This window comes from Burkholderia anthina (genome assembly GCF_001547525.1).
Lineage (GTDB): Bacteria > Pseudomonadota > Gammaproteobacteria > Burkholderiales > Burkholderiaceae > Burkholderia > Burkholderia semiarida.
Map to the genome: position 1 here is coordinate 2,711,493 of NZ_CM003768.1, position 23,318 is coordinate 2,734,810.

The following is a 23,318-nucleotide window of genomic DNA, read 5'->3' on the forward strand; positions in this document are numbered from 1 at the left end:
CTCACTGCGTCAGCACGACGCCGCTGGCCGGCGACCACGACACGAACACGTCGTCGTTCCACGCCGGCGCGCCGTCGTTCATCAGGTGCGAACTCGACAGGTTCGACACCACCGTCTTGCCGCTCGGCAGGCGCACGTGATACAGCGAATAGCTGCCCATGTACGCGATGTCGGTGACGACGCCGCGCGCCCAGTTGTGCTTCGAGCCCGGCTTCTCGCGCGACACGTGGATGCGCTCCGGACGCACCGAGATGCCGACCGGCATCCCGAGCGGGCCGGTCACGCCGTGGCTCACGTACATGCGGGTTTCGAGGTCGTCGCTCTCGACGAAGATGTGATCGGGCTCGTCCTCGACCACGCGCCCTTCGAACAGGTTCGTCGAGCCGATGAATTCGGCCGAGAAGCGGCTGTTCGGGTATTCGTAGACCTCGCCGGGCGAGCCGATCTGCACGATCTTGCCTTCGCTCATCACCGCGAGGCGGCTCGCCATCGTCATCGCTTCTTCCTGATCGTGCGTGACCATCACGCAGGTCACGTCGACCTTTTCGATGATGTTCACGAGTTCGAGCTGGGTCTTCTGGCGGATCTTCTTGTCGAGCGCGGACATCGGCTCGTCGAGCAGCAGCAGCTTCGGGCGCTTGACCAGCGAACGCGCGAGCGCGACGCGCTGCTGCTGGCCGCCCGACAGCTGATGCGGCTTGCGCTTCGCGTACTTGCTCATCTGCACGAGCGCGAGCGCATCGGCCACGCGCTCCCTGATCTCGTTCTTCGGCGTGCCTTCCTGCTTCAGGCCGAACGCGACGTTCGACTCGACCGTCATGTGCGGGAACAGCGCGTACGACTGGAACATCATGTTGACCGGGCGGCGGTACGGCGGCAGCGACGCGAGATCCTCGCCGTCGACGAAGATCTTGCCGGAGGTGGCCGTTTCCAGCCCGGCGAGCATGCGCAGCAGCGTGGACTTGCCGCAGCCCGAGCTGCCGAGCAGCGCGAACAGCTCGTTCTTCGCGATCGTCAGGTTCACGTTGTCGACGGCCGTGCTGTCGCCGAATTTCTTCACGACGTTTTCGATGCGCACGAATGCATCGTTCTGCGTACGGGGCGCGGCGGCCGGTTGGGTCTGGCGTGCGGCAGCGGAAGAGGGTATCGATTGCATGGGAGTCACCATTCGTTCTTCACGGATTGCAGGCGTGAGCGTCCCCGCGCGAGGCGCGCAACGCGACTCGCGAGCAACGGCTCGTGCCGGATGGAACAGCGCGCGCGTGGCGCGCGGGCGGACGGAGGTCCGCGGATCTCAGGCGGGCAGGCGTACCGCGATGCCTGCGCCGCCGCGATGCATGGCGGTCAGTGGCCCGTCTTCAACTGCGCCCACAGACGGTTCTCGAGGCGCAGGATGTCGGCCGGCATCGGCTTCATCAGCACCATCTTCTTCAGCACGTCTTCGGGCGGGTAGACGGTCGGGTCCTGCGCGACGGCCGGCGTGACGAACGGGTGCGCGGCCTTGTTCGCGGTCGGGTAGAACACCGTGTTGGTGATCGCCGCGTTGACCTTCGGGTCGGAAATGTAGTTGATCCACTTCATCGCGGCTTCCGGGTGCGGCGCATCCTTCGGGACCACCATCACGTCGAACCACAGCAGGCCGCCTTCCTTCGGGTTCGCGAACTTGATGTCGTACGAGCGCTTTGCCTCGGCCGAGCGGCGGTGCGCGATGCCGACGTCGCCCGACCAGCCGAGCACGACGCACACGTCGTTGTTCGCGAGGTCGTTGATATAGCCGGACGAATTGAACTGGGTGATGTACGGGCGGACTTTCTTCAGGACCTCGAACGCAGCCTGGTAATCGGCCGGGTTCTTGCTGTTCGGATCCTTGCCCATGTACTGCAGCGTGGCGGCGAACACGTCCACGGCCTGGTCGAGGAACGACACGCCGCAGCTCTTCAGCTTTTCCATGTTGGCCGGGTCGAACACCAGCGCCCAGCTGTCGACCGGCGCCTTGTCGCCGAGCGCCTTCTTCACCGCCTGCGCGTTGTAGCCGATGCCGTCCGTGCCATACGCCCAGGGCACGCCGTACTGGTTGCCGGGGTCGGCGTCGGCGATCATCTTCATCAGCAGCGGGTCGAGGTTCGCGAGGTTCGGGATCTTCGACTTGTCGAGCTTCTGGTACACGCCGGCCTGGATCTGCTTGGCCATGTAGTTCGACGTCGGCACGACGATGTCGTAGCCGGAGCTGCCGGCCAGCAGCTTCGCCTGAAGCGTGTCGTCGCTGTCGTAGTTGTCGTACTTGACGTGGATACCCGTCTGCTTCTGGAAGTTCGGGATCGTGTCCGGCGCGATGTAGTCGGACCAGTTGTAGACGTTCAGGTCCTCGGCATGGGCCGACGGGCTGGCGACCGACGTGAACGCGGCCACTGCGGCAAGGGCCGCGATGGAACAGGCTTGGCGAAGTAAGCAGGCACGCATGGTGGAATTCCCCTGGATGATGGCGGCGTGCGGCGCCCGCCGCACGCCTGTAGGCAAAACCGTTACGAAATACCCAGTTGCTGGGCGGTGGCGTCGACGGCCTTCTTCGCCTTCGACACGAGCTCGTCGATTTCCTGGCGCGAGATCACGAGCGGCGGCGACAGCAGCATCCGGTCGCCGGTCGCGCGCATGATCAGGTTGCCGTTGAAGCAGAAGTCGCGGCAGATCGTGCCGACGTCGCCGCCGTTCGCGAAGCGGCGGCGTTCGGCCGGCGCTTCGGCCAGTTGCAGGCTCGCGACCATCCCGTGGCCGTGCACTTCGCCGACGATCGGATGACGCGCGAAGGTTTCGCGCATCAGCGCCTGGAAGTAGGGACCCGTGTCGGACTTCACGCGCTCGACGATCCCTTCGTCGCGCAGCAGCTTCAGGTTCGCGACCGCGACGGCCGCCGCCACCGGGTGGCCCGAATACGTGAGGCCGTGGTTGAATTCGCCGTTGTCGATGATCGGGCGCGCGACGCGCTCGTGTATGCCCACCGCGCCCATCGGTACGTAGCCCGACGTCAGGCCCTTCGCCATCGTGATCAGGTCCGGCTCGAAGCCGAAGTGCTGATGCGCGAACCATTCGCCGGTGCGCCCGAACCCGCCGATCACCTCGTCGGCCACCAGCAGGATGTCGTACTTGCGGCAGATCCGCTGGATTTCCGGCCAGTACGTCGACGGCGGGAAGATCACGCCGCCCGCGCCCTGGAACGGCTCGCCGATGAACGCCGCGACGTTCTCCGCGCCGAGTTCGAGAATCTTCGCCTCGAGCTGCCGCGCGCGCGCGAGGCCGAACGCTTCGGGCGTCTCGCCCGGCTGCGCTTCGCCGAAGAAATACGGCTGGTCGATATGCACGATGTGCTCGACCTTCGACGGCATCTGCTCGTGCATGTAGCCCATCCCGCCGAGCGTGCCGCCCGCGATCGTCGAGCCGTGATAGCCGTTCCTGCGCGAGATCACGTATTTCTTCTGCGGCTTGCCCTGCACGCGCCAGTACTGGTGCACGAGGCGCAGCACGGTGTCGTTGCCTTCCGAGCCGCTGTTGCAGTAGAAGAAGTGGTTGAAGCCGGCCGGTGTCACTTCCGCGAGCATCGCGGAAAGCTCGATCACCGGCGGGTGCGTGGTCTTGAAGAACGTGTTGTAGAACGGCAGTTCCTGGATCTGCCGATACGCGGCATCGGCGAGCTCCTTGCGGCCGTAGCCGACGTTCACGCACCACAGGCCGGCCATCCCGTCGATGATCTTGTTGCCGTCCGAATCCCACAGGTAGACGCCGTCGGCCTTCACGATCACGCGGCTGCCGGCGCGATTGAGCGCGCCCATGTCCGAGAACGGGTGGATGTGGTGCGCGGCGTCGAGCGCGCGATATTCGGCGGTCGAGCGCGCCTGCGTCGCGCGCGGCGCGGCGGCCGTGGCGCTCGGCGCGGCCGGCTGGATCCAGGCAGATTCGTTGCGGTAAGTCATGTTTCCTCCGTGATTCCGTATGCGGTTGGCACGCTTACACGTGCAGCAGCAGATGGCGGCGTTCCCACGAGCTGATCACGCGGAAGAACGCTTCGTATTCGGTTTCCTTCAGCGCGAAATACGCCTTCAGGAACTTGGGCCCGAGGATCTCGCCAAGCGGCTCGCACGCGGCCATCAGCGTCAGCCCTTCCTCGAGGTTGCGCGGCAACTGGTACGGCAGGCTGTAGCCGTCGCTCACCAGCGGCTCGGTCGGCTCCAGGCGCTGCGTCATGCCGAGGTAGCCGGCCGCGAGCGTCGCGGCGAGCGCGAGGTACGGGTTGCAGTCCACGCCCGGGATGCGGTTTTCGATGCGGCGCGCGGCCGGGCCCGAATGCGGAATACGGAACCCCACCGTGCGGTTGTCGTAGCCCCACTGCACGTTGATCGGCGCGGCCATGAAGCGCGACAGGCGGCGATACGAGTTGATGTACGGCGCGAAGATCGGCATCAGCGCCGGCGTGTACTTCTGCAGCCCCGCGAGGTAGTTGTAGAACATCGACGTCGCGCCGCCCGTCTCCTGCGACGTGAACAGGTTCTGGCCCGTTTCCTCGTCGACGATGCTCTGGTGCACGTGCATCGCCGAGCCCGGTTCATCTTCCATCGGCTTGGCCATGAACGTCGCGTACATGTTGTGACGCAGCGCGGCCTCGCGCACGGTGCGCTTGAACAGGAACACCTGGTCGGCGAGCGACAGCGCGTCGCCGTGCATGAAGTTGATCTCCATCTGCGCGGCGCCGACTTCGTGGATCAGCGTGTCGATGTCGAGGTTCTGTGCTTCGCAGTACTCGTAGATGTCCTCGAACAGCGGGTCGAACTCGTTGACGGCCTCGATCGAATACGACTGGCGGCCCGTTTCCGGGCGTCCCGTGCGGCCGACCGGCGGGCGCAGCGGCAGGTCCGGGTCCTTGTTCATGTCGACCAGGTAGAACTCCAGCTCGGGTGCGACGACGGGCTTCCAGCCCTTCGCCTTGTACAGGTCGAGCACGCGGCGCAGTACGTAGCGCGGCGAGATCTCGACCGGCGAGCCGTCGAAATGCACGCAGTCGTGGATCACCTGCGCGGTCGGGTCGACGGCCCACGGGATCAGGCGGATCGTCGACGTGTCGGGCACGCACACCATGTCGGGGTCGGTCACGCCGGTGAGCGATCCGTCTTCCGGATAGTCGCCGGTGACGGTCTGCACCATCACGGCCTGCGGCAGGCGCATCGATTCGCCGGACGTGAACTTGTTGCGCGGCGTGATCTTGCCGCGCGCGATGCCGGCCATGTCGGGAATGATCGCTTCGATCTCGGTGATCCGGTGCTGCTTCAGAAAGCCTTCAATGTCTTGCATGTCTGTTCTCGTTGTCTGGTGGGCGCGCTCAGGCGAGCGCGGCGGCGGCCATGGCCCGCGCACGGGCGGCGCGGCGGGCGCGGCAGGCATCGCCGAACGCGCGGAAGATCGCGCTCGACAGCGGGTTCTGCGCGTGCCGCCATTCCGGATGCCACTGCACGGCGAGCGCGAATGCCGGCGCGTCGGCGACGCTCACGGCCTCGATCAGGCCGTCCGGCGCGACGGCCTCGATCGCGAGGCCCGCGCCGAGCCGCGCGATACCCTGCTTGTGCAGCGAGTTCACGTGCACTTCGTCGCGGCCGCCGGCGAGCGCATGCAGCTTGCCGCCGGGCGTCAGGCGCACGACGTGCGCGGGGCCGTATTGCGTGTCCAGCGGCGCGTCGTCGTCCTCGCGGTGATCGGCGAGGCCGGGCACGTCGTGCACGTGCTGGTGCAGCGTGCCGCCGAAGACGACGTTCAGCTCCTGGAAGCCGCGGCATACGGCGAGCACGGGCACGCCCGCGACGATGGCCGCACGCAGCAGCGGCAGCGTCGTCGCGTCGCGCGCCGGGTCGTGCTTCGTTCCCGGCGCACTCGGTTCGCCGCCATACAGATGCGGCTCGACGTTCGAGTAGCTGCCGGTAAACAGCAGCCCGTCGACCGCGTCGAGCACGTCGTCGGTCGACTGGCGCTCGCCGAGGGCCGGCAGCACCATCGCGAGCGCCTGCGCGCCGTCGACGATCGCGGCGACGTACTTGTCGCCGACCGTATGCGACGCGTGGGCGCCGATCTGGGTGAGGTCGGCGGTGATGCCGACGAGAGGTTTCCTTTCCATGACGTCAATCAGTAATCCGTAGGGACGTGACGTGCATCGAGCCGAACGCGGCAAAACGCGGGCGCGACACGACCCCGCAGCCGGGCGCGAGGCGCACGGCCGCTGGTGAATGGGCGCAACGGGATGGCGTGGCGATCCGCGCTGCGCGCGACGGTCAGGCCGTCGTTCGTTTCATTGCGATACGCGAGATACGCGATACGCGATACGCGATACGCGATACGCGACGCGGCAACGCATGCGCGCACGCGTTCCGTCACCGCATGGACGATGCGGTTGGCGAATCGGCGGACGAAACGAACGGCGTAAAGAAAGGAGAGGCGCTACGGCAGCAGCGACGCCACTTCGTCGGTATCGACGGCGACGAATGCGCGTGCGGAAACGGCGTTGTGGCGCCGAACGGAACGACGGGACAGGATGGTGTAGATCGACAGGTGAAGCAGGCGAGGACTATGCCAGCCGCAACTGCCGTCGGAAGCGGGACCGGCGCTGCGCAAACTTCGCACATCGCCTCGATCCCACCTCACCAGAGGGCCACGGACTCTCACGATTACACTCGACTGGTTTGTTGAAAGTATTGAACACCTGATCGTTTCGACGCGCGGGGCGTTTAAAATAATCGAGGCGCCGGCCGTGCGTCATTCAACATTGACGGGCATCGATTGCTGCATTGCGATGCCGCTTTGACGCTGACCTGAGAGCCAGCATATACGAGCCAATAACGGCGTCAAATGTTTTTTAATGGTCCTGCATCAGGGCTTTCCCGAGCAGTATGAATAAAAGATTCGTAAAGGGAATAGTCGGCGCGCCGTCCATTATTTCGAACGCCTTTCAGGGTTTTCCCCGCTGATGTGCGTCATAAAGTGATTAGAATATTCAACGGCTGTCCCATGCGTCGTTTCACTTTGTCATCGCACTTATCGTGTCCGAAACCGAATCGATGTCCACCGAAGTCGCCGAGCGCCTGCGTTTCGTGCGCAACAAGCATGGCCTGTCGCAGCGCGAACTCGCGAAACGCGCCGGCGTCACCAACGGCACGATCTCGCTGATCGAACAGGGGCGCGTGAGCCCGTCGGTCGGCTCGCTGAAGAAACTGCTCGAATGCATTCCGATGAGTCTCGCCGAGTTCTTCACGTTCGAGCTCGTCGAATCGCGCGCGATCGTGTCGCGTCGCGACGAGATGCCGAACCTCGGCAACGAGTCGCTCGCGTTTCAGCTCGTCGGCGCGAACGTGAAGGACCGCAACATGTGCATCCTGCGCGAGACCTATCAGCCGCTGGCCGACACGGGCCCCGAGATGCTGGTGCACGCGGGGCACGAGGGCGGCGTCGTCGTGTCGGGCCGGCTCGAGCTGACCGTCGACGGCGCGACGTGGCTGCTCGACCCCGGAGACGGCTACTACTTCGAAAGCCGTTTGCCGCATCGTTTTCGCAATCCCAGCGCGGAACTGATCTGCGAGGTCGTCTCGGCCAATTCGCCGGCGACCTTCTGACCGCGCGTCACCGCATTCGCTGCAGGCCGGCCGCGTGCCACGCGCGCGGCGTGCCGCATCGCGAATGCCACAACATTGAGGTATCCCGATGAACAAGTTGACTTTGGCTGACTGGCAACGCAAGGCGGCGTCGCTCGAGATCGAAGGGCGCGCATTCATCGATGGCGCGCCGCGCGACGCGCACGGCGGCAGGACCTTCGACTGCGTGAGCCCGATCGACGGCCGCGTGCTGGCGAAGGTCGCCGATTGCGGCGAAGCGGACGTGAACGCCGCCGTCGCGGCCGCGCGCCGCGCGTTCGATGCGGGCGTGTGGGCCGGCCTGAACCCGCGCGAGCGCAAGGCCGTGCTGCTGCGCTGGGCCGCGCTGATGCGTGCGCATCTCGACGAGCTGTCGCTGCTCGAGACGCTCGACGCGGGCAAGCCGATCGGCGACACGACGACGGTCGACGTGCCGGGCGCCGCGTACTGCGTCGAATGGTTCGCCGAGGCGATCGACAAGGTCGGCGGCGAGGTCGCGCCGGCCGATCACCATCTCGTCGGCCTCGTCACGCGCGAGCCGGTCGGCGTGGTGGCCGCCGTCGTGCCGTGGAATTTCCCGATCCTGATGGCCGCATGGAAATTCGGCCCCGCGCTCGCGGCCGGCAACAGCGTCGTGCTGAAGCCGTCGGAGAAATCGCCGCTGACCGCGATCCGCGTCGCGCAGCTCGCGTTCGAGGCCGGCATGCCGGCCGGCGTGTTCAACGTGGTGCCGGGCGCGGGCGAGCCGGGCAAGCTGCTCGCGCTGCATCGCGACGTCGACTGCATCGCGTTCACGGGCTCGACGGCGGTCGGCAAGCTGATCATGCAGTATGCGGCGCAGTCGAACCTGAAGCGCGCGTGGCTGGAGCTCGGCGGCAAGTCGCCGAACATCGTGCTGCCCGACTGCCCCGATCTCGACCGCGCGGCGCAGACGGCGGCCGGCGCGATCTTCTACAACATGGGCGAGATGTGCACGGCGGGCTCCCGGCTGCTCGTGCATCGCGACATCAAGGACGCGTTCATCGAGAAGCTCGTCGCGGCCGCGCGCGCGTACGTGCCGGGCAATCCGCTCGATCCGTCGGTGTCGATGGGCGCGATCGTCGACGGCATCCAGCTCGAGCGCGTGCTCGGTTACATCGAGGCGGGGCGCGGCGAAGGCCGGCTCGTTACCGGCGGCGCACGCGTGCATGCGGAAACGGGCGGCTTCTACGTCGAGCCGACGGTGTTCGAGGTGAAGCCCGATGCGAAGATCGCGCGCGAGGAGATCTTCGGGCCCGTGCTGTCGGTGATCGTGTTCGACGACGTCGACGAGGCCGTCAGGATCGCGAACGACACCGAATACGGGCTGGCCGCGGCCGTATGGACGTCGAACCTGACGACCGCGCACGACGTGTCGCGCCGGCTGCGCGCGGGCACCGTGTGGGTGAACTGCTATGACGAGGGCGGCGACATGAACTTCCCGTTCGGCGGCTACAAGCAGTCGGGCAACGGCCGCGACAAGTCGCTGCATGCGCTCGAGAAGTACACCGAACTGAAGTCGACGCTGATCCGGCTGCGCTGACGTGTGGCCGGCCGCCGGCGCCTCGCCGTTCGGCGGTGCGCCGGCGATCGCGAGCACGTTACGCGCTGCGCAGCGCGGGATGGAAGCCGGCGGCTTCGATGATCGACCGCACGCGTTCGGCGCCTTGCGCCGACTCGACCTTGACGATCTTCGCCGCGACGTCGATGTCGAGCTTCGCGGCGGGATCGGCGGCCGTCACCGCGCGCGTGATCGCGTTGGCGCAACCGCCGCAGGTCATGTCCTGGACTTCGAATTCCATCGTGTGTTCTCCGGGTTGGTGGTTGACGAATACGTTCAGCATGAAGCTTGCCACGGTAGGAAGGTCAAGCGCCGCATACGGCGGTGCGCATCGCATCGGCCATTTGTAATGCTGAGGTCTGACGAATGGGCATTTGCGTGCGGGCGTCAGTCCGAATCTTTCCCGATTGACGGCCGTGCATTGCCGGCAAAACCCGGCAAAGCCTTGCGCGGCAACGCGCGCGTCGCATCGATGGTGCACGATCTCCATGCCGCGAGTAAGGGTACTTCGAGGTGAAAATGCGAATCGATCTTAGTATCGATTCCCTTCCATATTTCAAACCATTACGCACATGACCCGTTTCGCTATCGGTTTCGCACTGGCCCTGCTGGGCGCGTCGGCCACGTCCGCCTTCGCTGCCGACGACGTCGTCAACCTCACGCTGAAGGACCACAAGTTTTCGCCGGACGGCGTAACGATTCCTGCCGGCAAGAAGGTGAAATTCGTCGTGAAGAACCTCGACGCGACGCCCGCCGAATTCGAGAGCGACGACTTCAAGGCTGAGAAGGTCGTGCCGGCCGGCAAGTCGGTCGAGATCCTCGTCGGGCCGCTGAAGGCCGGGACCTACGAGTTCCACGACGAGTATCACGAAGCGCAGTCGAAGACGCACCTGACCGTCAAGTAAGCCGATACCGACATGCTGTCCACTGCCCTGATCGTCTTTCGTGAAGTGCTCGAGGCCGCGCTGGTGGTCTCGATCGTGATGGCCGCCACGAAGGGCGTGCCGCGGCGCGGCTGGTGGGTGGGCGGCGGGCTGGTCGGCGGCGTGGTCGGCGCCGGCCTGATCGCGGCGTTCGCCGACGTGATCTCGCAATGGGCGTCCGGCATGGGGCAGGAGGTCTTCAACGCGGGCGTGATGTTCGTCGCGACGCTGATGCTCGCGTGGCACTGCATCTGGATGAGCCGGCACGGCCGCGAAATGGCGCTGCACATGGGCGAGGTCGGCCGCGCGGTCGCGGCCGGCCGCCGGCCGCTGACCGGGCTCGCGATCGTGGTCGGCGTCGCGGTGCTGCGCGAGGGTTCCGAGCCCGTGCTGTTCCTGTACGGGATCGCGGCGGGAGACCCGGGGCAGACGCCGCAGATGATCGCGGGCGGGCTGCTCGGCGTGCTCGGCGGCGCGGGCCTCGGCTATGCGATGTATGCGGGCCTGCTGCAGATTCCGCTCAAGCGCCTGTTCTCCGTCACGAACGGGTTGATCGTGTTGCTGGCGGCGGGCATGGCAAGCCAGTGCGTCGGCTTCCTGCTGGCCGCGGGCCTCGTGCCGTCGTGGGGCGATGCGGTGTGGGACACGTCGTGGCTGCTCAAGGAATCGAGCATCGTCGGCAAGGCGCTGCATACGCTCGTCGGCTATACCGCGCGCCCGGCGGGTATCCAGATCGCCGTGTACGTCGCGACGCTGGTGGCGATCGTCGTGCTGGCACGGCTCGTCGGCCGGCCGCGGGAGACGGTGAGGCCGCCGCACGCCGCGGCGTGAGTCGAGGGGTTCGAATGAAAGAAGGGGCGTCGCGGACGCCCCTTCTTCATTTGCGGTGCGCGCCGCACCTGCGCGGCCTTATCGGTAACGGTCGTGGATGCGCGCTTGCGTTCGGTCAGCTGTGGTTGTCGATCCACGCGCGCGCCCATTCGAGCCCTGCATCGCGCGCGTCGTCTTCGGTGTCGAATACGCCGAGCACGCCCGACGCCTCGACCAGCCGGTTGTTCTGCGTGATCGTGCCGCTCGCCGCGAAGCGCTCGGGCTGCATGATCTCGTCCTGCTGCAGGATCGCGTGGCCCCAGATCTGGTAGCCGTGGTAGGTCTGCGCTTCCATTATCGAGTCACCTCCGCGGAGCGGCCGTGCGTGCCGACCTGCAGCACGTTGCCGTCCGGCGTGTATTGACGCGGGATGTCGGAGAACGTGAGCGCATGCGTCGCGTCCGGTGCGCCCGGCTGCATCACCGTGAGACGCCCCGGCGCGGGTTGTGCAACGGGGCGCGGGGCGGCCGGCGTGTCGGTCGCGGTGGCGGCCGGGCGGTGCGGGCCGGCTTTCACGGCCTGCGCGACGCGGCGCTTGTGCGGTTTCGCGGCGGCTTTCGGCGTGGCGCTCGCGTGCTTCTCCGCGCTCTTGCCGGTACGCGCGTCGGCGCCCGGGCGCGCAGCCGGCGTGCGAGCCGCGGGTTGCCGCGCCTCGGGCGGGTTCCAGACCTCGACATAGTGCTCGGCGGCCCAACTCGTCGACGCGAACGTCAGCGCCAGCAATCCGCATCCAAACAGTCTTACCATTGTCTCTCCGTCATATTCGTTGCGGCGCGCGTACGGCCGGGCCGTGCATGGGCAGTCGGGGAAGCCGGCTCAGGAGAACACCTCGAGCCCGTGTTTTTCGACGATCTGGAGCATGCGCGCGGCGATGCCGCTCGGCCGCTTGTCGCCCTGTTCCCATTGGCGGATCGTCGACGTCGTCGTGTTCAGGTAGAGCGCGAACACGCTCTGGCTGACGTTGACCGACTTGCGGATGCGGGCGATCGCTTCCGGATCGAACTGCGGCGCGGCTTCGATGCAGAGATCGTCGTATTCCCGCATCGTTTTCTTGTCGAGCAGGTTGGCGCGATAAAGCCCCGACGCGGCGCTGTGGATCGCCTCCGTCGCATCGCTCTTGAATCGACCCTTGGCCATTGCAAATCTCCACAAGCGCTTTCAGTGCGACCGGCGTCGAGATGTCGCTGTCGGTGTGTCGACCTACGTCCGCGGCGAGCTTTCCGAGGCGCCTCTTCCAGACATTGCCGCCGGGATCGACGCCCTGGCCGCGGGCCAGTTCCCGCACCGCGCGGCAGAGCTCGCCATCGGCGATTCCCGCTTTCCCGGCTGCCTGGTGAAACCCCTTCGTCTTGAACACGCGTCGTACGGAAGCAGACATGTCGAGCTGGTCGAGTCAGCACAGGATTATATACCACTACGTGGTACATATTTCGACCTGGCCGAATGGCCTGTCTTGCGCGCGCACGCGGCGGGGACGGCCCGGCGAGGGGCCATCCCGTCGCGCGGCATTACTCCACCGTCACCGATTTCGCGAGGTTGCGCGGCTTGTCGACGTCGGTGCCGCGCGCGCACGCGGTGTGATACGCGAGCAGTTGCAGCGGCACGACGTGCAGGATCGGCGACAACTGGCCGTAGTGTTCCGGCATCCGGATCACGTGCAGGCCGTCGTCGTTGACGATCTGCGTGTCGGCGTCCGCGAACACGTACAGCTCGCCGCCGCGCGCGCGCACTTCCTGCATGTTCGACTTCAGCTTCTCGAGCAGCGTGTCGTTCGGCGCGACCGTCACCACCGGCATCGCTTCGGTGACGAGCGCGAGCGGCCCGTGCTTCAGTTCGCCGGCCGGATAGGCTTCGGCGTGGATGTACGAGATTTCCTTCAGCTTCAGCGCGCCTTCGAGCGCGATCGGGTAGTGCAGCCCGCGGCCGAGGAACAGCGCGTTTTCCTTGCGCGCGAATTCCTCCGACCACGCGATGATCTGCGGCTCGAGCGCGAGCACGCTGTTCAGCGCGGCCGGCAGGTGGCGCAGCTCCTTCACGAATTGCGCTTCCTGCGCGGCGTCCACGTGCCCGCGCAGCTTGCCGAGCGTCGCGGCCAGCACGAACAGCGCGACGAGCTGCGTGGTGAACGCCTTCGTCGACGCGACGCCGATCTCGGTGCCCGCGTGCGTCAGGAACTGCATCTCGGTCAGGCGCACCATCGCGCTCGTCGCGACGTTGCACACCGCGAGCGTATGCGTATGGCCGAGCGACTGCGCATGCTTGAGCGCGGCGAGCGTATCGGCCGTCTCGCCCGATTGCGAGATCACGAGCACGAGCTGGCGCGGGTTCGGCACCGACTCGCGGTAGCGGTATTCGCTGGCGATCTCGACCTGGGTCGGGATCTTCGCGATCGATTCGAGCCAGTATTTCGCGGTGAGGCCCGAGTAGTAGCTCGTGCCGCACGCGAGGATCAGCAGGCTGTCGATCTCGGCGAACGCGGCGGGCGCGGCATCGCCGAACAGCGTCGCGTCGAAGGCTTCCGTCTGCGGCACGGTGTCGCCGATCGCGCGCGGCTGCTCGAAGATTTCCTTCTGCATGAAATGGCGATAGGGCCCGAGCTCGACCGCGCCGCCGTACGCGCTGACCACGCGGATCTCGCGCTGCACGGTGGCGCCGTGGCGATCGACGATCGTCACGCCGTCGAGCGACAGCTCGCACACGTCGCCTTCCTCGAGGAACGTGAAGCGGTCGGTGCTGCCCGCGAGCGCGAGCGCATCGGACGCGAGGAAGTTCTCGCCGTCGCCGTGACCGACGACGAGCGGCGAACCCTGGCGCGCGCCGACGACGGTGTGCGGCTGGTCCTTGTGGATCACGGCGATCGCATACGCGCCGTGCAGCTGGTGAACGGCTTCGCGCACCGCGTCGAACAGGTTGCCGCGGTACAGGCTGTGCACGAGGTGCGCGATCACTTCGGTGTCGGTCTGCGACACGAATTCGTAGCCCTTCGCGCGCAGCGTTTCGCGCAGCGTCTCGAAGTTCTCGATGATGCCGTTGTGCACGAGCGCGAGCGCGTTCGACGAGAAGATCGGGTGCGCGTTGTGCGTGACGGGCGCGCCGTGCGTGGCCCAGCGCGTGTGCGCGACGCCGGTCGAGCCTTCGAGGTGCGTCTCGCGCACCTGTGCATCGAGATCGGCGACGCGCGCGACGCTGCGCGCGCGCTTCGGTGCGTCGGGCTCGAGCACGGCGACGCCGCACGAGTCGTAGCCACGGTATTCGAGGCGCCGCAATCCTTCGATCAGCACCGGAACGATATTACGCTGCGCAACTGCGCCGACAATGCCGCACATGAATGGTCAGTCCTGTAAGTCGACGCGGGCGCCGCGCGGGCGCCCGCAAAAGGTTCAGCTCTTCTTCTTGACCGGGCGGACGTAGCCGCTCTTCGCGGTCTGCGTCTTCTCGTTCAACGCGAGGACGCCTTCGGCGACGTCCTTCCAGATCGTCGTGCCGGCGGCGATCGTCACGCCGCGGCCGACGCGCACGGGCGCGACGAGCTGCGTGTCGGAGCCGACGAACACGTCGTCCTCGATCACGGTGCGGAACTTGTTCGCGCCGTCGTAGTTGCAGGTGATCGTGCCCGCGCCGATGTTCACGCGCGCGCCGATGTCGGCGTCGCCGATGTACGTGAGATGGTTCGCCTTCGAGCCGTGGCCGATCACCGCGTTCTTCACCTCGACGAAGTTGCCGACGTGGGCTTCGTCAGCGAGCTGCGCGCCGGGGCGCAGCCGCGCGTACGGGCCGATCACGGTGTTCGCGCCGAGCGTGGCGCCGTCGATGTGCGTGAACGCGTCGATGCGCGTGCCCGCGCCGATCGATGCGTTGCGGATCACGCAGTTCGCGCCGATCGTCACGTTGTCGGCGAGCGTCACGTTGCCTTCGAACACGCAGTTCACGTCGATCGACACGTCACGGCCGCAGCGCAGCGTGCCGCGCACGTCGACGCGCGCCGGATCGGCGAGCGTGACGCCGTCGGCGAGCAGCGCGTCGGCCACGTTGCGCTGGTGAATGCGTTCGAGCTCCGCGAGCTGCGCCTTGCTGTTCACGCCGAGCGTTTCCCATTCGTCGTCGGGCTGCGACGTGACGACCTCGAAGCCGGCCTCGATCGCGAGTTCGACGACGTCGGTCAGGTAGTACTCGCCCTGCGCGTTTTCGTTCTTCAGCGCGCCGAGCCACATCGACAGCTGGGCGGTGGGCGTGACGATGATGCCGGTGTTGATCTCGGCGATCTTCAGCTCGTCCGGCGACGCATCCTTCTGCTCGACGATGCGCGTGACGAAGCCGGCCGCGTCGCGCACGATCCGGCCGTAGCCGGTCGGGTCGTCGAGCGTGACGGTCAGGATCCCGTAGCGGCCGTCGTGCGCGGCATCGACGAGACGGCGCAGCGTCGACGCGCGCGTGAGCGGCACGTCGCCGTACAGCACGAGCGTCGGTTGCGCGGGATCGAGCAGCGGCAGCGCCTGGCGCACCGCGTGGCCGGTGCCGAGCTGTTCGGCCTGCACCGCGAACTGGACGTCGGGCGCGGCGACGGCGGCCTGGACCTGCTCGGCGCCGTGACCGACGACGACGACCAGCCGGGACGGCTGCAGCGTGCGCGCGGTGTCGATGACGTGGGAGAGGAGCGGCCTGCCGGCCAGGGGGTGAAGCACTTTCGGCAGCGCGGAACGCATGCGCTTGCCGGTGCCTGCCGCCAAAATCACGATATTCATGGCGCCAGCTTGTCAGAGGAGTTTGAAGCCTTCCATTTTAGCATGCGGCCCCTGGCGCTCCGGGCCTGTCGCGGCGGGGCGACGGCGCCGGAAAGGGCGGCCGGCGCCCGGTTCCGGCGGGTGTTCTGCCCCTGCTTACAGGTCGTCGAACTGGACGATCGAGATCGACCGGGCGGCGCCCGGCGCCGCCGACTCGTCACCCGACGCGCACGGTTCCTCGTCGAACGCGATGTCGCCTTGCGGGTCGGCCTCGCCCGTCGCGCGCAGCGACTGAAACGGATACAGCGTCGTGTCCATCAGGTGCGACGGCACGACCTTCGCGAGCGCGTTGAACATGTTGTCGACGCGGCCCGGGAAGCGCTTGTCCCAGTCGCGGATCAGCGCCTTCATTTCCGCGCGCTTCAGGTTCGGCTGGCTGCCGCACAGGTTGCACGGGATGATCGGGAATTCGCGCAATTCCGCGTATTTCTCGAGATCGGTTTCCTTCACGTACGCGAGCGGGCGGATCACGATGTTCCTGCCGTCGTCCGACTGCAGCTTCGGCGGCATCCCCTTCAGCTTGCCGCCGTAGAACATGTTCAGCAGCAGCGTCTGCACGATGTCGTCGCGGTGATGGCCGAGCGCGATCTTGGTCGCGCCGAGCTCGCCGGCCACGCGGTACAGGATCCCGCGGCGCAGCCGCGAGCACAGCGAGCAGGTCGTCTTGCCTTCCGGCACGAGCCGCTTGACGATGCTGTAGGTGTCCTGGTTCTCGATGTGGAACGGCACGCCGACCTGCGTCAGGTATTCGGGCAGCACGTGCTCGGGGAAGCCCGGCTGCTTCTGGTCGAGGTTCACCGCGACGATGTCGAAGTCGATCGGCGCGCGCTCGCGCAGGCGCAGCAGCACGTCGAGCATCGCGTAGCTGTCCTTGCCGCCCGACAGGCACACCATCACCTTGTCGCCGTTCTCGATCATGTTGTAGTCGCCGATCGCCTGGCCGACCTGGCGCACGATCCGCTTGAACAGCTTGTTGTTCTCGTACGCTTCCTTCTGCTCGCGGCGCGTGAGCGCGGGGCGGCCGGCCGACGCGGCGGCGTCGTCCAGCGTGGCGGCGTCGGCCGCCGTGTCGTTCATGTGGGGGGCGTTCATGCGCGCTCCTCGTCCTTGATGCGAAAGACTTCGACGCCGACGGCGTCGCAGTCCGGATAGGCGTCCGGTTTCTCGGTACGGACGCGTACCGCGCGCACGGTGTCGTGCGCCAGCAGGTGCGCGGCGATCGAATCGCACAGCGTTTCCTGCAGGTGGATGTGGCCGCGCGCCAGGCATTGCGCGACGCTCTGCTTCATCAGGTCGTAGTCGACGACTTCGTGCAGCCGGTCGTCGACCGGGGTGGACAGCGCGAGCGGCACGAACAGGTCGACGTTGATGACGACGCGCTGCTCGCCGCGCTTCTCGTGTTCGAAGGCCCCGATGTTGATGTGCACCTCGTAGTCGCGCAGGTAGAGCCTGCGGCAATCCGCGAGGCGGGGGTGCAGGAGAGCGGAAAACATGGTCGTCCCAGTCAAATTGGCGTGCGCGCACGCAAAGCGGCGCGGGCGGCGGCGCTTGGGCCGCGCCCGCGCGGTTCATTCATTCGGGCCGGCGGCGGGCGGCACCAGGTGCTCGCCGCCGTCGACGGTCAGCGTCGCGCCGGTGACGCCGGGCGCGCTCGCGAGATAGCAGGCGGCCGCCGCGATGTCGTCCGCGTGCGGCGCGTGGCCGCGCACGAGCGCCGCGACCCGCACCTTCGGCGCGAGCGCCAGCGCGAGCGCCGACGTCGCGCGGTTCAATGCGGCCTGCATCAGCGCGTGCGACAGTTGCGCCGGTGCCGGGTGAAACAGGGCCTGATCCAGTACGTGGATCGCGCACGCGCGCAGCGCTTCGTGCTCGCGCGCGGCGTCGGGCGTCGCGTCGGCGAGTGCGCGCGCCACAGCGAGCGGCGCCGTCACGTTGCGTGCGAGCGCAGCAGCGAGCGACGCGCCGTCCACGGTATGCGCGTCGTCGGCGCTGGCGCTGACGAACACCGCGCACGCGGGCCGGCCGAGCGCTTCGCCGCACGCGGCGACGAGGCCCGCGGCATCGGCTTCCAGGGCCAGATCGGCGTCGAGCACGGCCGCGCGGCGGCCGAGCGCTGCGACTTCGGCGACGAGCGCGTCGGCGGCCGCGCGCGGCGCGCCGTGGCCGCGCTGCAGCGCGACGTCCCAGCCGCGGCGGGCGAAACCCGTCGCGAGCGCGCGGCCGATCGACGCGGCGTCGGCCGCGCTGCCCAGGGCGCCCGTGACGAGCACCACGCGTGCGGTCGACGTATCGGCTGAAGCGGTCATTTACAATGCCGGGATGAACCCGAAAGCTCACGAACCCGCTAGTTTACCTGCTCCCGGCCCCGACGCGCTCGCGCAGTCCGAAACCCTCGCCGCGCAACTGCGCGACGAGATCGCGGCGGCCGGCGGCTGGCTGCCGTTCGACCGCTTCATGGAGCGTGCGCTGTATGCACCGGGCCTCGGCTATTACAGCGGCGGCGCGCGCAAGTTCGGGCGCCGCGCCGACGACGGCAGCGACTTCGTCACCGCGCCCGAGCTGTCGCCGCTGTTCGCGCGGACGCTCGCGAATCCAGTCGCCGAAGCACTGGCGGCGAGCGGCACGCGCCGCGTGATGGAATTCGGCGCCGGCACGGGCAAGCTCGCGGCCGGGCTGCTCGCGGCGCTCGACGCGCCGGGCGTCGAACTCGACGAATACCTGATCGTCGACCTGTCCGGCGAACTGCGCGAGCGGCAGCGCGACACGATCGAAGCCGCGGTGCCGGCGCGGGCCGCGAAGGTGCGCTGGCTCGACGCGCTGCCTGAGCGGTTCGAGGGTGTCGTGGTCGGCAACGAGGTGCTCGACGCGATGCCGGTGCGCCTCTTCGCGAAGGCGGACGGCGCGTGGCGCGAGCGCGGCGTCGCGCTCGACGCGCGGCAGGCGTTCGTGTTCGACGACCGGCCGGTCGGCGCGGCCGCGTTGCCGGCGGTGCTCACGGGGCTGGACGTCGGCGACGGCTACGTGACCGAAACGCACGAGGCCGCGCTGGCGTTCACGCGCACCGTCTGCACGATGCTCGCGCGCGGCGCGGTGCTGCTGGTCGACTACGGTTTCCCCGCGCACGAGTACTACCACCCGCAGCGCGACCGCGGCACGCTGATGTGCCACTACCGCCACCACGCGCACGACGACCCGTTCGTGTACCCGGGCCTGCAGGACATCACCGCGCACGTCGAATTCACCGGCATCTACGACGCGGGCGTCGCGACCGGCGCCGATCTGCTCGGCTACACGTCGCAGGCGCGCTTCCTGTTGAACGCGGGCATCACCGACGCGCTGGCCGCGATCGATCCGTCCGACATCCACGCGTTCCTGCCGGCCGCGAACGCGGTGCAGAAGCTGATCTCGGAGGCCGAGATGGGCGAGCTGTTCAAGGTGATCGCGTTTTCGCGCGGGATCGACGGCACGCTCGACGCGTTCGCGCGCGGCGACCGTTCGCACGCGCTCTGACGGGCGCGACACATGTACGTTCCCTATGTAAACGGGCCTCAGGCATGCTGCGCTGGCTATTGACGACGTTCATCGCGGTGATGATCCTCACGCGCTGCTGGCCGTGGCTCGGCAAGCTCGGCATCGGACGGATGCCGGGCGACGTCACGCTGACGCTCGGCGGGCGGCGCTACCCGTTCCCGTTCATGTCGACGCTGGTGCTGACGATGCTGGTATCGATGGTGGCGCGGCTGCTCTGAATCGAGCGGGACGGCGCGTCGCGGTCGCGTCGCGGCGCGCGCATGAGGGTGCTGCGCGTCACAGCTCGATTTCGCCGAGGATCCGGTGCGCGAGCGCCTTGGCTTCCTCGAACGCTTCTTCCTCGCTCGAACTCGTCGTGTGGACGTCGTAGCGCATGTTTTCCGTCTCGTCGCCGTCGTCCCGCGCGAGAATCACGTAGCCCTGAAACTCGCCGTTGTCCGCGCGGTGCGTATGCGCCTTGGCCGTGTAGATGCCTTTGGTGAACGTGTTCGTGTCCATCGTGCCTCTCCCGCAATAGGACGCTTCATCGTAGCACTGCGGCGCAGCATGGTGAATGCGGTTTATCGGTGACCGATCGGCGGCCGGCCACCGTCCCTTCTTCGCCTCTTCAGCGTGCCTTCACCCTTCAAGCAGCGCGACGACCTCGTCGAGCGTCGGGGCGTGCGCGCCCGTATGCCGGCACGCGGCGGCGCCGGCCGCCACCGCGAACGCGAGATGCTCGCGCCAGCCGCGCCGCGGCGCGGCCATCAGGCTGAACAGCAGGCCGCCGATCGACGCGTCGCCCGCGCCGACGGTGTCGGCCACCTCGACGCGCGGCGGGCTGGCTTCGTGCACGTCGCCGTCCGCATGGAGCGTGGCCGCCTGCGCGCCGCGCGTGACGAGCACGGCCGCCCGCGGGTTCAGCGCGCGCACCGCCGCGATCGCGTCGGGGCCGTCGCCGCCGAACAGGTGCCGCAGGTCTTCGTCGGACACCTTGATCAGGTCGGCGAGGGCGGCCATCTTCTCCAGCGTCGGCCGGTACGCGGCCGTCATCAGGTTCCGCACGTTCGGGTCGAAGCTGATCTTCACGCCGCGCGCATGCAGGTCGGCCGCGAGCGCGGCCAGCGTGCTCGCGAGCGGTTCGCGCACGAGGCTGATGCAGCCGAAATGCGCCCATTTCACGTGATCGGTCCAGCCGGCCGGCAGCCGTGCCGGATCGAACGCGAGATCGGCGCTCGCTTCGCCGATGAAGAAGTACGCGGGCGGGCGCGTTTCGTGGACGATCGCGAGCAGCGGCGGCCGCGCGACGCGCTGCAGGAAGCGCAGGTCGAGGCCGGCCGCTTCGCTCGCGCGCCACAGCACGTCGGAGAAGCAGTCTTCGCCGATCGCGCCGGCGAGCGCGCTCGGCACGCCGAGCCGCGCGACCGCGCGCGCGACGTTCCAGCCGGCGCCGCCCGGCACCGACGTCCACTGCGCGTCGCCCGCGCGCACCATGTCGGTCAGGATGTCGCCCGCCGACACGAAAGCCGGAAACGTGCCGCCGCTCATTGCGTCGGCTCGCTGCGTTGCGCGCGCGCGAGGGTCGCGAGCACGTCGTAGCAGGCGCCCATCGTGTGATAGTCGGTCTTGCCGGCCGGGCTTTTCTCGTCGCTGTACTTGCGGTTGTCGCAGGTGAGGATCCGGTACCACGCGCCGTAGCGGTGATCGACGAAGTGCGCCCAGCTGTAGCGCCAGATCTCGTCGTACCAGTCCCAGAAACGCTCGCTGCCGGTGCGCGCGCCGAGCATCGCGGCCGCCGCGAAGGTCTCCGCCTGCACCCAGAAATACTTGTTGTGGTCGCAGATCGTGAAGTCCGGGCCGAAGCCATAGCAGAGGCCGCCGTGATCGGCGTCCCATGCGTGCGTGAGCGCCGCGTCGAACAGCTCGGTCGCGCGCGGCACGAGCCAGTCGAGCGGGCGGTGCCGCTCGAGGATCAGCAGCAGCTTCGCCCATTCGGTCTGGTGCCCGGGCTGGAAGCCCCACGGGCGGAAGATGTTCGAGCTGTCTTCCTTGTTGTAGTCCCAGTCGACCGACCAGTCCGCGTGGTAGTGCTCCCACACGAGCCCGCCCGACAGCGCGGCCTGGCGCTGCGTGATGTGGGTGGCGAGCTTTTCCGCGCGATCGAGGTACGTGAGGTGGCCGGTCGCCTCGTAGGCGGCGAGCAGCGCTTCCGTCATGTGCATGTTCGCGTTCTGGCCGCGATACGTCGATACGTTCCAGTTCGGCGTCGCGTCGTCCGCATAGAGGCCCGCGGCCGCATCCCAGAAGCGGTGCTCGGCGAGCTCGTAGGTGGCCGCGATCAGCGGGCGCGCTTCGTCGATGCCGGCCATCGTCGCGTGGGCGGCCGCGAGCAGCACGAACGCGAGGCCGTAGCAGTGGCGCGTGCCGTCGAGCGTCGCGCGCTTCGCGCCGTCGCGCCAGTCGAGCTCCCAGTCGTAGCCCTGCAGCGCGTCGTCCCAGTGCGCGTCGCGCAGGAAGCGCAGCCCGTGGCGCGCGTATTCCAGGTGGCGCGGATCGCCGAAATGCCGGTACGCCATCGCGTAGTTGAAGACGAACCGGCAACTGCTGACGAGATGGCGCGACGTGCGGTTGTAGATGCTGCCGTCGTCGCGGAAGTAGTGGTAGAAGCCGCCCGTCGGGTCGAATGCGTTGGCCGCGTAGAAGCGCAGCGTGTCTTCGACGTGCGACAGCAGGAACGACGGATCGCGGAAGCTCGCGACGAACGGTGCGGCTGGCGCGTGGCCGGCCGGCGCGGCGGCGCGGGGTTGGACCGGAGGCATGTTCATGATTCTTGGACCGTGGCGGTATCGAGTGCCGGGGAGCCGGCGGGCTGGCTGCTGGCCCGCACGATCAGCTCGACGGGCAGGGAAATCTCGGTGCGCTCGGGCGCTTCGGCGAGCAGCAGCTCGACGCCGCGGCGGCCCAGCGCTTCCTTGTCGACCGCGAGCGTCGTGAGCGGCGGGCTCGCGTGCGCGGCGGCCGGGATGTCGTCGAAGCCGACGATCGCGATGTCGTCCGGAATCCGCAGCCCGCGCGCGATGCACACGCGCTGCGCGGCCAGCGCGGCTGCGTCGTTGTACGCGAACACGGCTTCGGGCCGCGGGCCCGGCGCGTCGAGCAGTTGCTCCATCGCACGCGCGGCGCCCGTGTCGGGGTCGAGCCCGGCGTCGATCGTCACTTCGTACGCGGGATCGAACAGCCGCCCGGCTTCGAAGAACGCGCGTCGATAGCCGATCGCGCGCTGCGCGATGCTGTAGTGCGCGGCCGAGCCGCCGATGAAGGCGATCCGCGAGCGGCCGGTGGCGAGCAGGTGGCGCATCGCGAGTGCCGCGCCGGTCGCGTTGTCGATGTTGACCGAGCGCAGGCCGGGCGCCCACAGGTCGATCAGCACGAGCGGCCGGCCGGTGGCGGCGAGCGCCTCGATCGTCTCGGGCTCGATGAAGCCGGCCACCGCGATCGCGTCGGGCGCGTGCGGGCGCATCTGGCGCAGCACGTCGTCGTTCGGGCCGACCGTGAGCAGCGTCGGCACGATGCCGCGCTCGCGGCACGCGTCCTCGACGCCGTGCAGCACGTGCGAGAAGAACGGGCTCGCGGGAAAGCGGTTGTGCTGCCGGTGCAGCAGGAACGTGAGCCGGCGGATGCGCGGCCGCAGCTGGGCGGGATCGTAGCCGAGCTGCTGCGCGATCCCGACGATGCGCGCGCGCGTGGCTTCGGACAGGCCGGGCTGGTTTTTCAGCGCGCGGGAGACGGTGCCGATCGAAACCTCAGCCGCCCGCGCCACATCGCGAATGGTCGTACCCATCGTTCGGGGTCCGGTTTGTTTAGGGTGGAGGCGATTGTATAGTAAAACGTATCGCGGAATTCGGGCCGGATAACCGGGGAATACCCGCAAATAGCGGATTTTTAAGCGCTAATCTGCGAAAACACCGTTACTAAAAATACTAAACAAAACGCGAAA

General features: G+C 67.8%; 25 protein-coding genes and 1 pseudogene. 6 read left to right on the forward strand and 20 right to left on the reverse strand.

Annotated elements, in window-relative coordinates; translation table 11 throughout:
- Position 1 precedes the first annotated feature (1 nt).
- The 6 genes from WS64_RS12380 to WS64_RS35225 form a co-directional block, all read right to left on the reverse strand.
- Positions 2-1,156, reverse strand: a complete 1,155-nt coding sequence (locus tag WS64_RS12380; RefSeq protein ID WP_012329376.1) for an ABC transporter ATP-binding protein — start codon at positions 1,154-1,156, stop codon at positions 2-4.
- Positions 1,157-1,344: 188 nt separating this feature from the next.
- Complete coding sequence (locus tag WS64_RS12385) at positions 1,345-2,460, reverse strand: polyamine ABC transporter substrate-binding protein (RefSeq protein ID WP_059583859.1); 1,116 nt, start codon at positions 2,458-2,460, stop codon at positions 1,345-1,347.
- A gap of 62 nt (positions 2,461-2,522) precedes the next feature.
- Positions 2,523-3,965, reverse strand: coding sequence for an aspartate aminotransferase family protein (locus WS64_RS12390; RefSeq protein WP_060966557.1), 1,443 nt, complete (start codon positions 3,963-3,965; stop codon positions 2,523-2,525).
- 34 nt (positions 3,966-3,999) lie between these two features.
- Complete coding sequence (locus tag WS64_RS12395) at positions 4,000-5,337, reverse strand: glutamine synthetase family protein (protein ID WP_059576368.1); 1,338 nt, start codon at positions 5,335-5,337, stop codon at positions 4,000-4,002.
- A 28-nt stretch (positions 5,338-5,365) separates the two neighbouring features.
- On the reverse strand, positions 5,366-6,151 hold the full coding sequence (locus WS64_RS12400) for a gamma-glutamyl-gamma-aminobutyrate hydrolase family protein (RefSeq protein WP_060966558.1): 786 nt from the start codon (positions 6,149-6,151) through the stop codon (positions 5,366-5,368).
- A gap of 320 nt (positions 6,152-6,471) precedes the next feature.
- Complete coding sequence (locus WS64_RS35225; RefSeq protein WP_059576381.1) at positions 6,472-6,654, reverse strand: hypothetical protein; 183 nt, start codon at positions 6,652-6,654, stop codon at positions 6,472-6,474.
- A 434-nt stretch (positions 6,655-7,088) separates the two neighbouring features.
- On the opposite strand from WS64_RS35225, the gene WS64_RS12415 reads away from it, so the two are divergent.
- Positions 7,089-7,640 carry a cupin domain-containing protein gene (locus WS64_RS12415; RefSeq protein ID WP_059641368.1) on the forward strand — a complete coding sequence of 184 codons (552 nt, stop codon included), beginning with the start codon at positions 7,089-7,091 and terminating at the stop codon, positions 7,638-7,640.
- Between the two features lie 88 nt (positions 7,641-7,728).
- Positions 7,729-9,219: an aldehyde dehydrogenase gene (locus tag WS64_RS12420; protein ID WP_059641229.1), complete on the forward strand. Its 1,491-nt coding sequence runs from the start codon at positions 7,729-7,731 to the stop codon at positions 9,217-9,219.
- Between the two features lie 58 nt (positions 9,220-9,277).
- On the opposite strand, the gene WS64_RS12425 is transcribed toward WS64_RS12420, so the two are convergent.
- Entirely contained in the window at positions 9,278-9,478 is a 201-nt protein-coding gene (locus WS64_RS12425; protein ID WP_059576472.1) for a heavy-metal-associated domain-containing protein, read from the reverse strand.
- Positions 9,479-9,809: 331 nt separating this feature from the next.
- On the opposite strand from WS64_RS12425, the gene WS64_RS12430 reads away from it, so the two are divergent.
- Together WS64_RS12430 and WS64_RS12435 are read left to right on the forward strand one after the other, a co-directional pair.
- Positions 9,810-10,142 carry a cupredoxin domain-containing protein gene (locus WS64_RS12430; protein WP_006488047.1) on the forward strand — a complete coding sequence of 111 codons (333 nt, stop codon included), beginning with the start codon at positions 9,810-9,812 and terminating at the stop codon, positions 10,140-10,142.
- Positions 10,143-10,154: 12 nt separating this feature from the next.
- Positions 10,155-10,991, forward strand: a complete 837-nt coding sequence (locus WS64_RS12435; protein ID WP_060966560.1) for an FTR1 family iron permease — start codon at positions 10,155-10,157, stop codon at positions 10,989-10,991.
- Positions 10,992-11,106: 115 nt separating this feature from the next.
- Here WS64_RS12435 and WS64_RS12440 read toward each other — a convergent pair whose 3' ends face one another.
- The 9 genes and pseudogenes from WS64_RS12440 to WS64_RS12475 form a co-directional block, all read right to left on the reverse strand.
- The gene (locus WS64_RS12440; protein ID WP_006477594.1) at positions 11,107-11,325 is read right to left on the reverse strand and encodes a hypothetical protein; all 219 of its coding nucleotides are present in this window, start codon (positions 11,323-11,325) and stop codon (positions 11,107-11,109) included.
- Positions 11,325-11,777: a hypothetical protein gene (locus tag WS64_RS12445; RefSeq protein ID WP_060966561.1), complete on the reverse strand. Its 453-nt coding sequence runs from the start codon at positions 11,775-11,777 to the stop codon at positions 11,325-11,327. Before WS64_RS12445 ends, WS64_RS12440 begins: the two co-directional genes overlap by 1 nt.
- A gap of 69 nt (positions 11,778-11,846) precedes the next feature.
- A complete protein-coding gene (locus tag WS64_RS12450; protein ID WP_059576393.1) occupies positions 11,847-12,167 on the reverse strand; it encodes a helix-turn-helix domain-containing protein in 321 nt (106 codons plus the stop codon).
- Positions 12,163-12,408 (reverse strand): annotated as a pseudogene (locus tag WS64_RS32765) (type II toxin-antitoxin system RelE/ParE family toxin); the annotation flags it as partial. The gene WS64_RS12450 and the pseudogene WS64_RS32765, both read right to left, overlap by 5 nt.
- Before the next feature lie 130 nt (positions 12,409-12,538).
- Positions 12,539-14,356 carry a glutamine--fructose-6-phosphate transaminase (isomerizing) gene (gene glmS, locus WS64_RS12455; protein ID WP_060317126.1) on the reverse strand — a complete coding sequence of 606 codons (1,818 nt, stop codon included), beginning with the start codon at positions 14,354-14,356 and terminating at the stop codon, positions 12,539-12,541.
- Positions 14,357-14,410: 54 nt separating this feature from the next.
- Positions 14,411-15,772 carry a bifunctional UDP-N-acetylglucosamine diphosphorylase/glucosamine-1-phosphate N-acetyltransferase GlmU gene (glmU, locus tag WS64_RS12460; protein WP_060966562.1) on the reverse strand — a complete coding sequence of 454 codons (1,362 nt, stop codon included), beginning with the start codon at positions 15,770-15,772 and terminating at the stop codon, positions 14,411-14,413.
- Between the two features lie 135 nt (positions 15,773-15,907).
- Positions 15,908-16,903: a tRNA 2-thiocytidine(32) synthetase TtcA gene (gene ttcA / locus WS64_RS12465; RefSeq protein WP_060966563.1), complete on the reverse strand. Its 996-nt coding sequence runs from the start codon at positions 16,901-16,903 to the stop codon at positions 15,908-15,910.
- Complete coding sequence (locus tag WS64_RS12470; protein ID WP_059641243.1) at positions 16,900-17,304, reverse strand: dihydroneopterin aldolase; 405 nt, start codon at positions 17,302-17,304, stop codon at positions 16,900-16,902. Before WS64_RS12470 ends, ttcA begins: the two co-directional genes overlap by 4 nt.
- Positions 17,305-17,379: 75 nt before the next feature.
- Positions 17,380-18,117 carry an SDR family oxidoreductase gene (locus WS64_RS12475; RefSeq protein WP_060966564.1) on the reverse strand — a complete coding sequence of 246 codons (738 nt, stop codon included), beginning with the start codon at positions 18,115-18,117 and terminating at the stop codon, positions 17,380-17,382.
- Positions 18,118-18,130: 13 nt separating this feature from the next.
- Here WS64_RS12475 and WS64_RS12480 point away from each other — a divergent pair, with 13 nt between their 5' ends.
- The gene (locus WS64_RS12480; protein ID WP_060966565.1) at positions 18,131-19,321 is read left to right on the forward strand and encodes a class I SAM-dependent methyltransferase; all 1,191 of its coding nucleotides are present in this window, start codon (positions 18,131-18,133) and stop codon (positions 19,319-19,321) included.
- A gap of 44 nt (positions 19,322-19,365) precedes the next feature.
- Entirely contained in the window at positions 19,366-19,560 is a 195-nt protein-coding gene (locus WS64_RS12485) for a DUF2905 domain-containing protein (protein WP_011546377.1), read from the forward strand.
- A gap of 58 nt (positions 19,561-19,618) precedes the next feature.
- Here the strand turns inward: WS64_RS12485 and WS64_RS12490 are convergent, their stop codons facing one another.
- The 4 genes from WS64_RS12490 to WS64_RS12505 all read right to left on the reverse strand — a co-directional run bounded on the left by WS64_RS12490 (position 19,619) and on the right by WS64_RS12505 (position 23,162).
- Positions 19,619-19,840 carry a hypothetical protein gene (locus WS64_RS12490; protein ID WP_006484657.1) on the reverse strand — a complete coding sequence of 74 codons (222 nt, stop codon included), beginning with the start codon at positions 19,838-19,840 and terminating at the stop codon, positions 19,619-19,621.
- Between the two features lie 120 nt (positions 19,841-19,960).
- Positions 19,961-20,869 carry a carbohydrate kinase family protein gene (locus WS64_RS12495; protein ID WP_059641250.1) on the reverse strand — a complete coding sequence of 303 codons (909 nt, stop codon included), beginning with the start codon at positions 20,867-20,869 and terminating at the stop codon, positions 19,961-19,963.
- Entirely contained in the window at positions 20,866-22,146 is a 1,281-nt protein-coding gene (locus WS64_RS12500) for an AGE family epimerase/isomerase (RefSeq protein ID WP_059576421.1), read from the reverse strand. The genes WS64_RS12495 and WS64_RS12500 overlap by 4 nt, the downstream gene beginning before the upstream one ends.
- A complete protein-coding gene (locus tag WS64_RS12505; RefSeq protein WP_059576424.1) occupies positions 22,143-23,162 on the reverse strand; it encodes a LacI family DNA-binding transcriptional regulator in 1,020 nt (339 codons plus the stop codon). The genes WS64_RS12500 and WS64_RS12505 overlap by 4 nt, the downstream gene beginning before the upstream one ends.
- Positions 23,163-23,318: the final 156 nt, after the last annotated feature.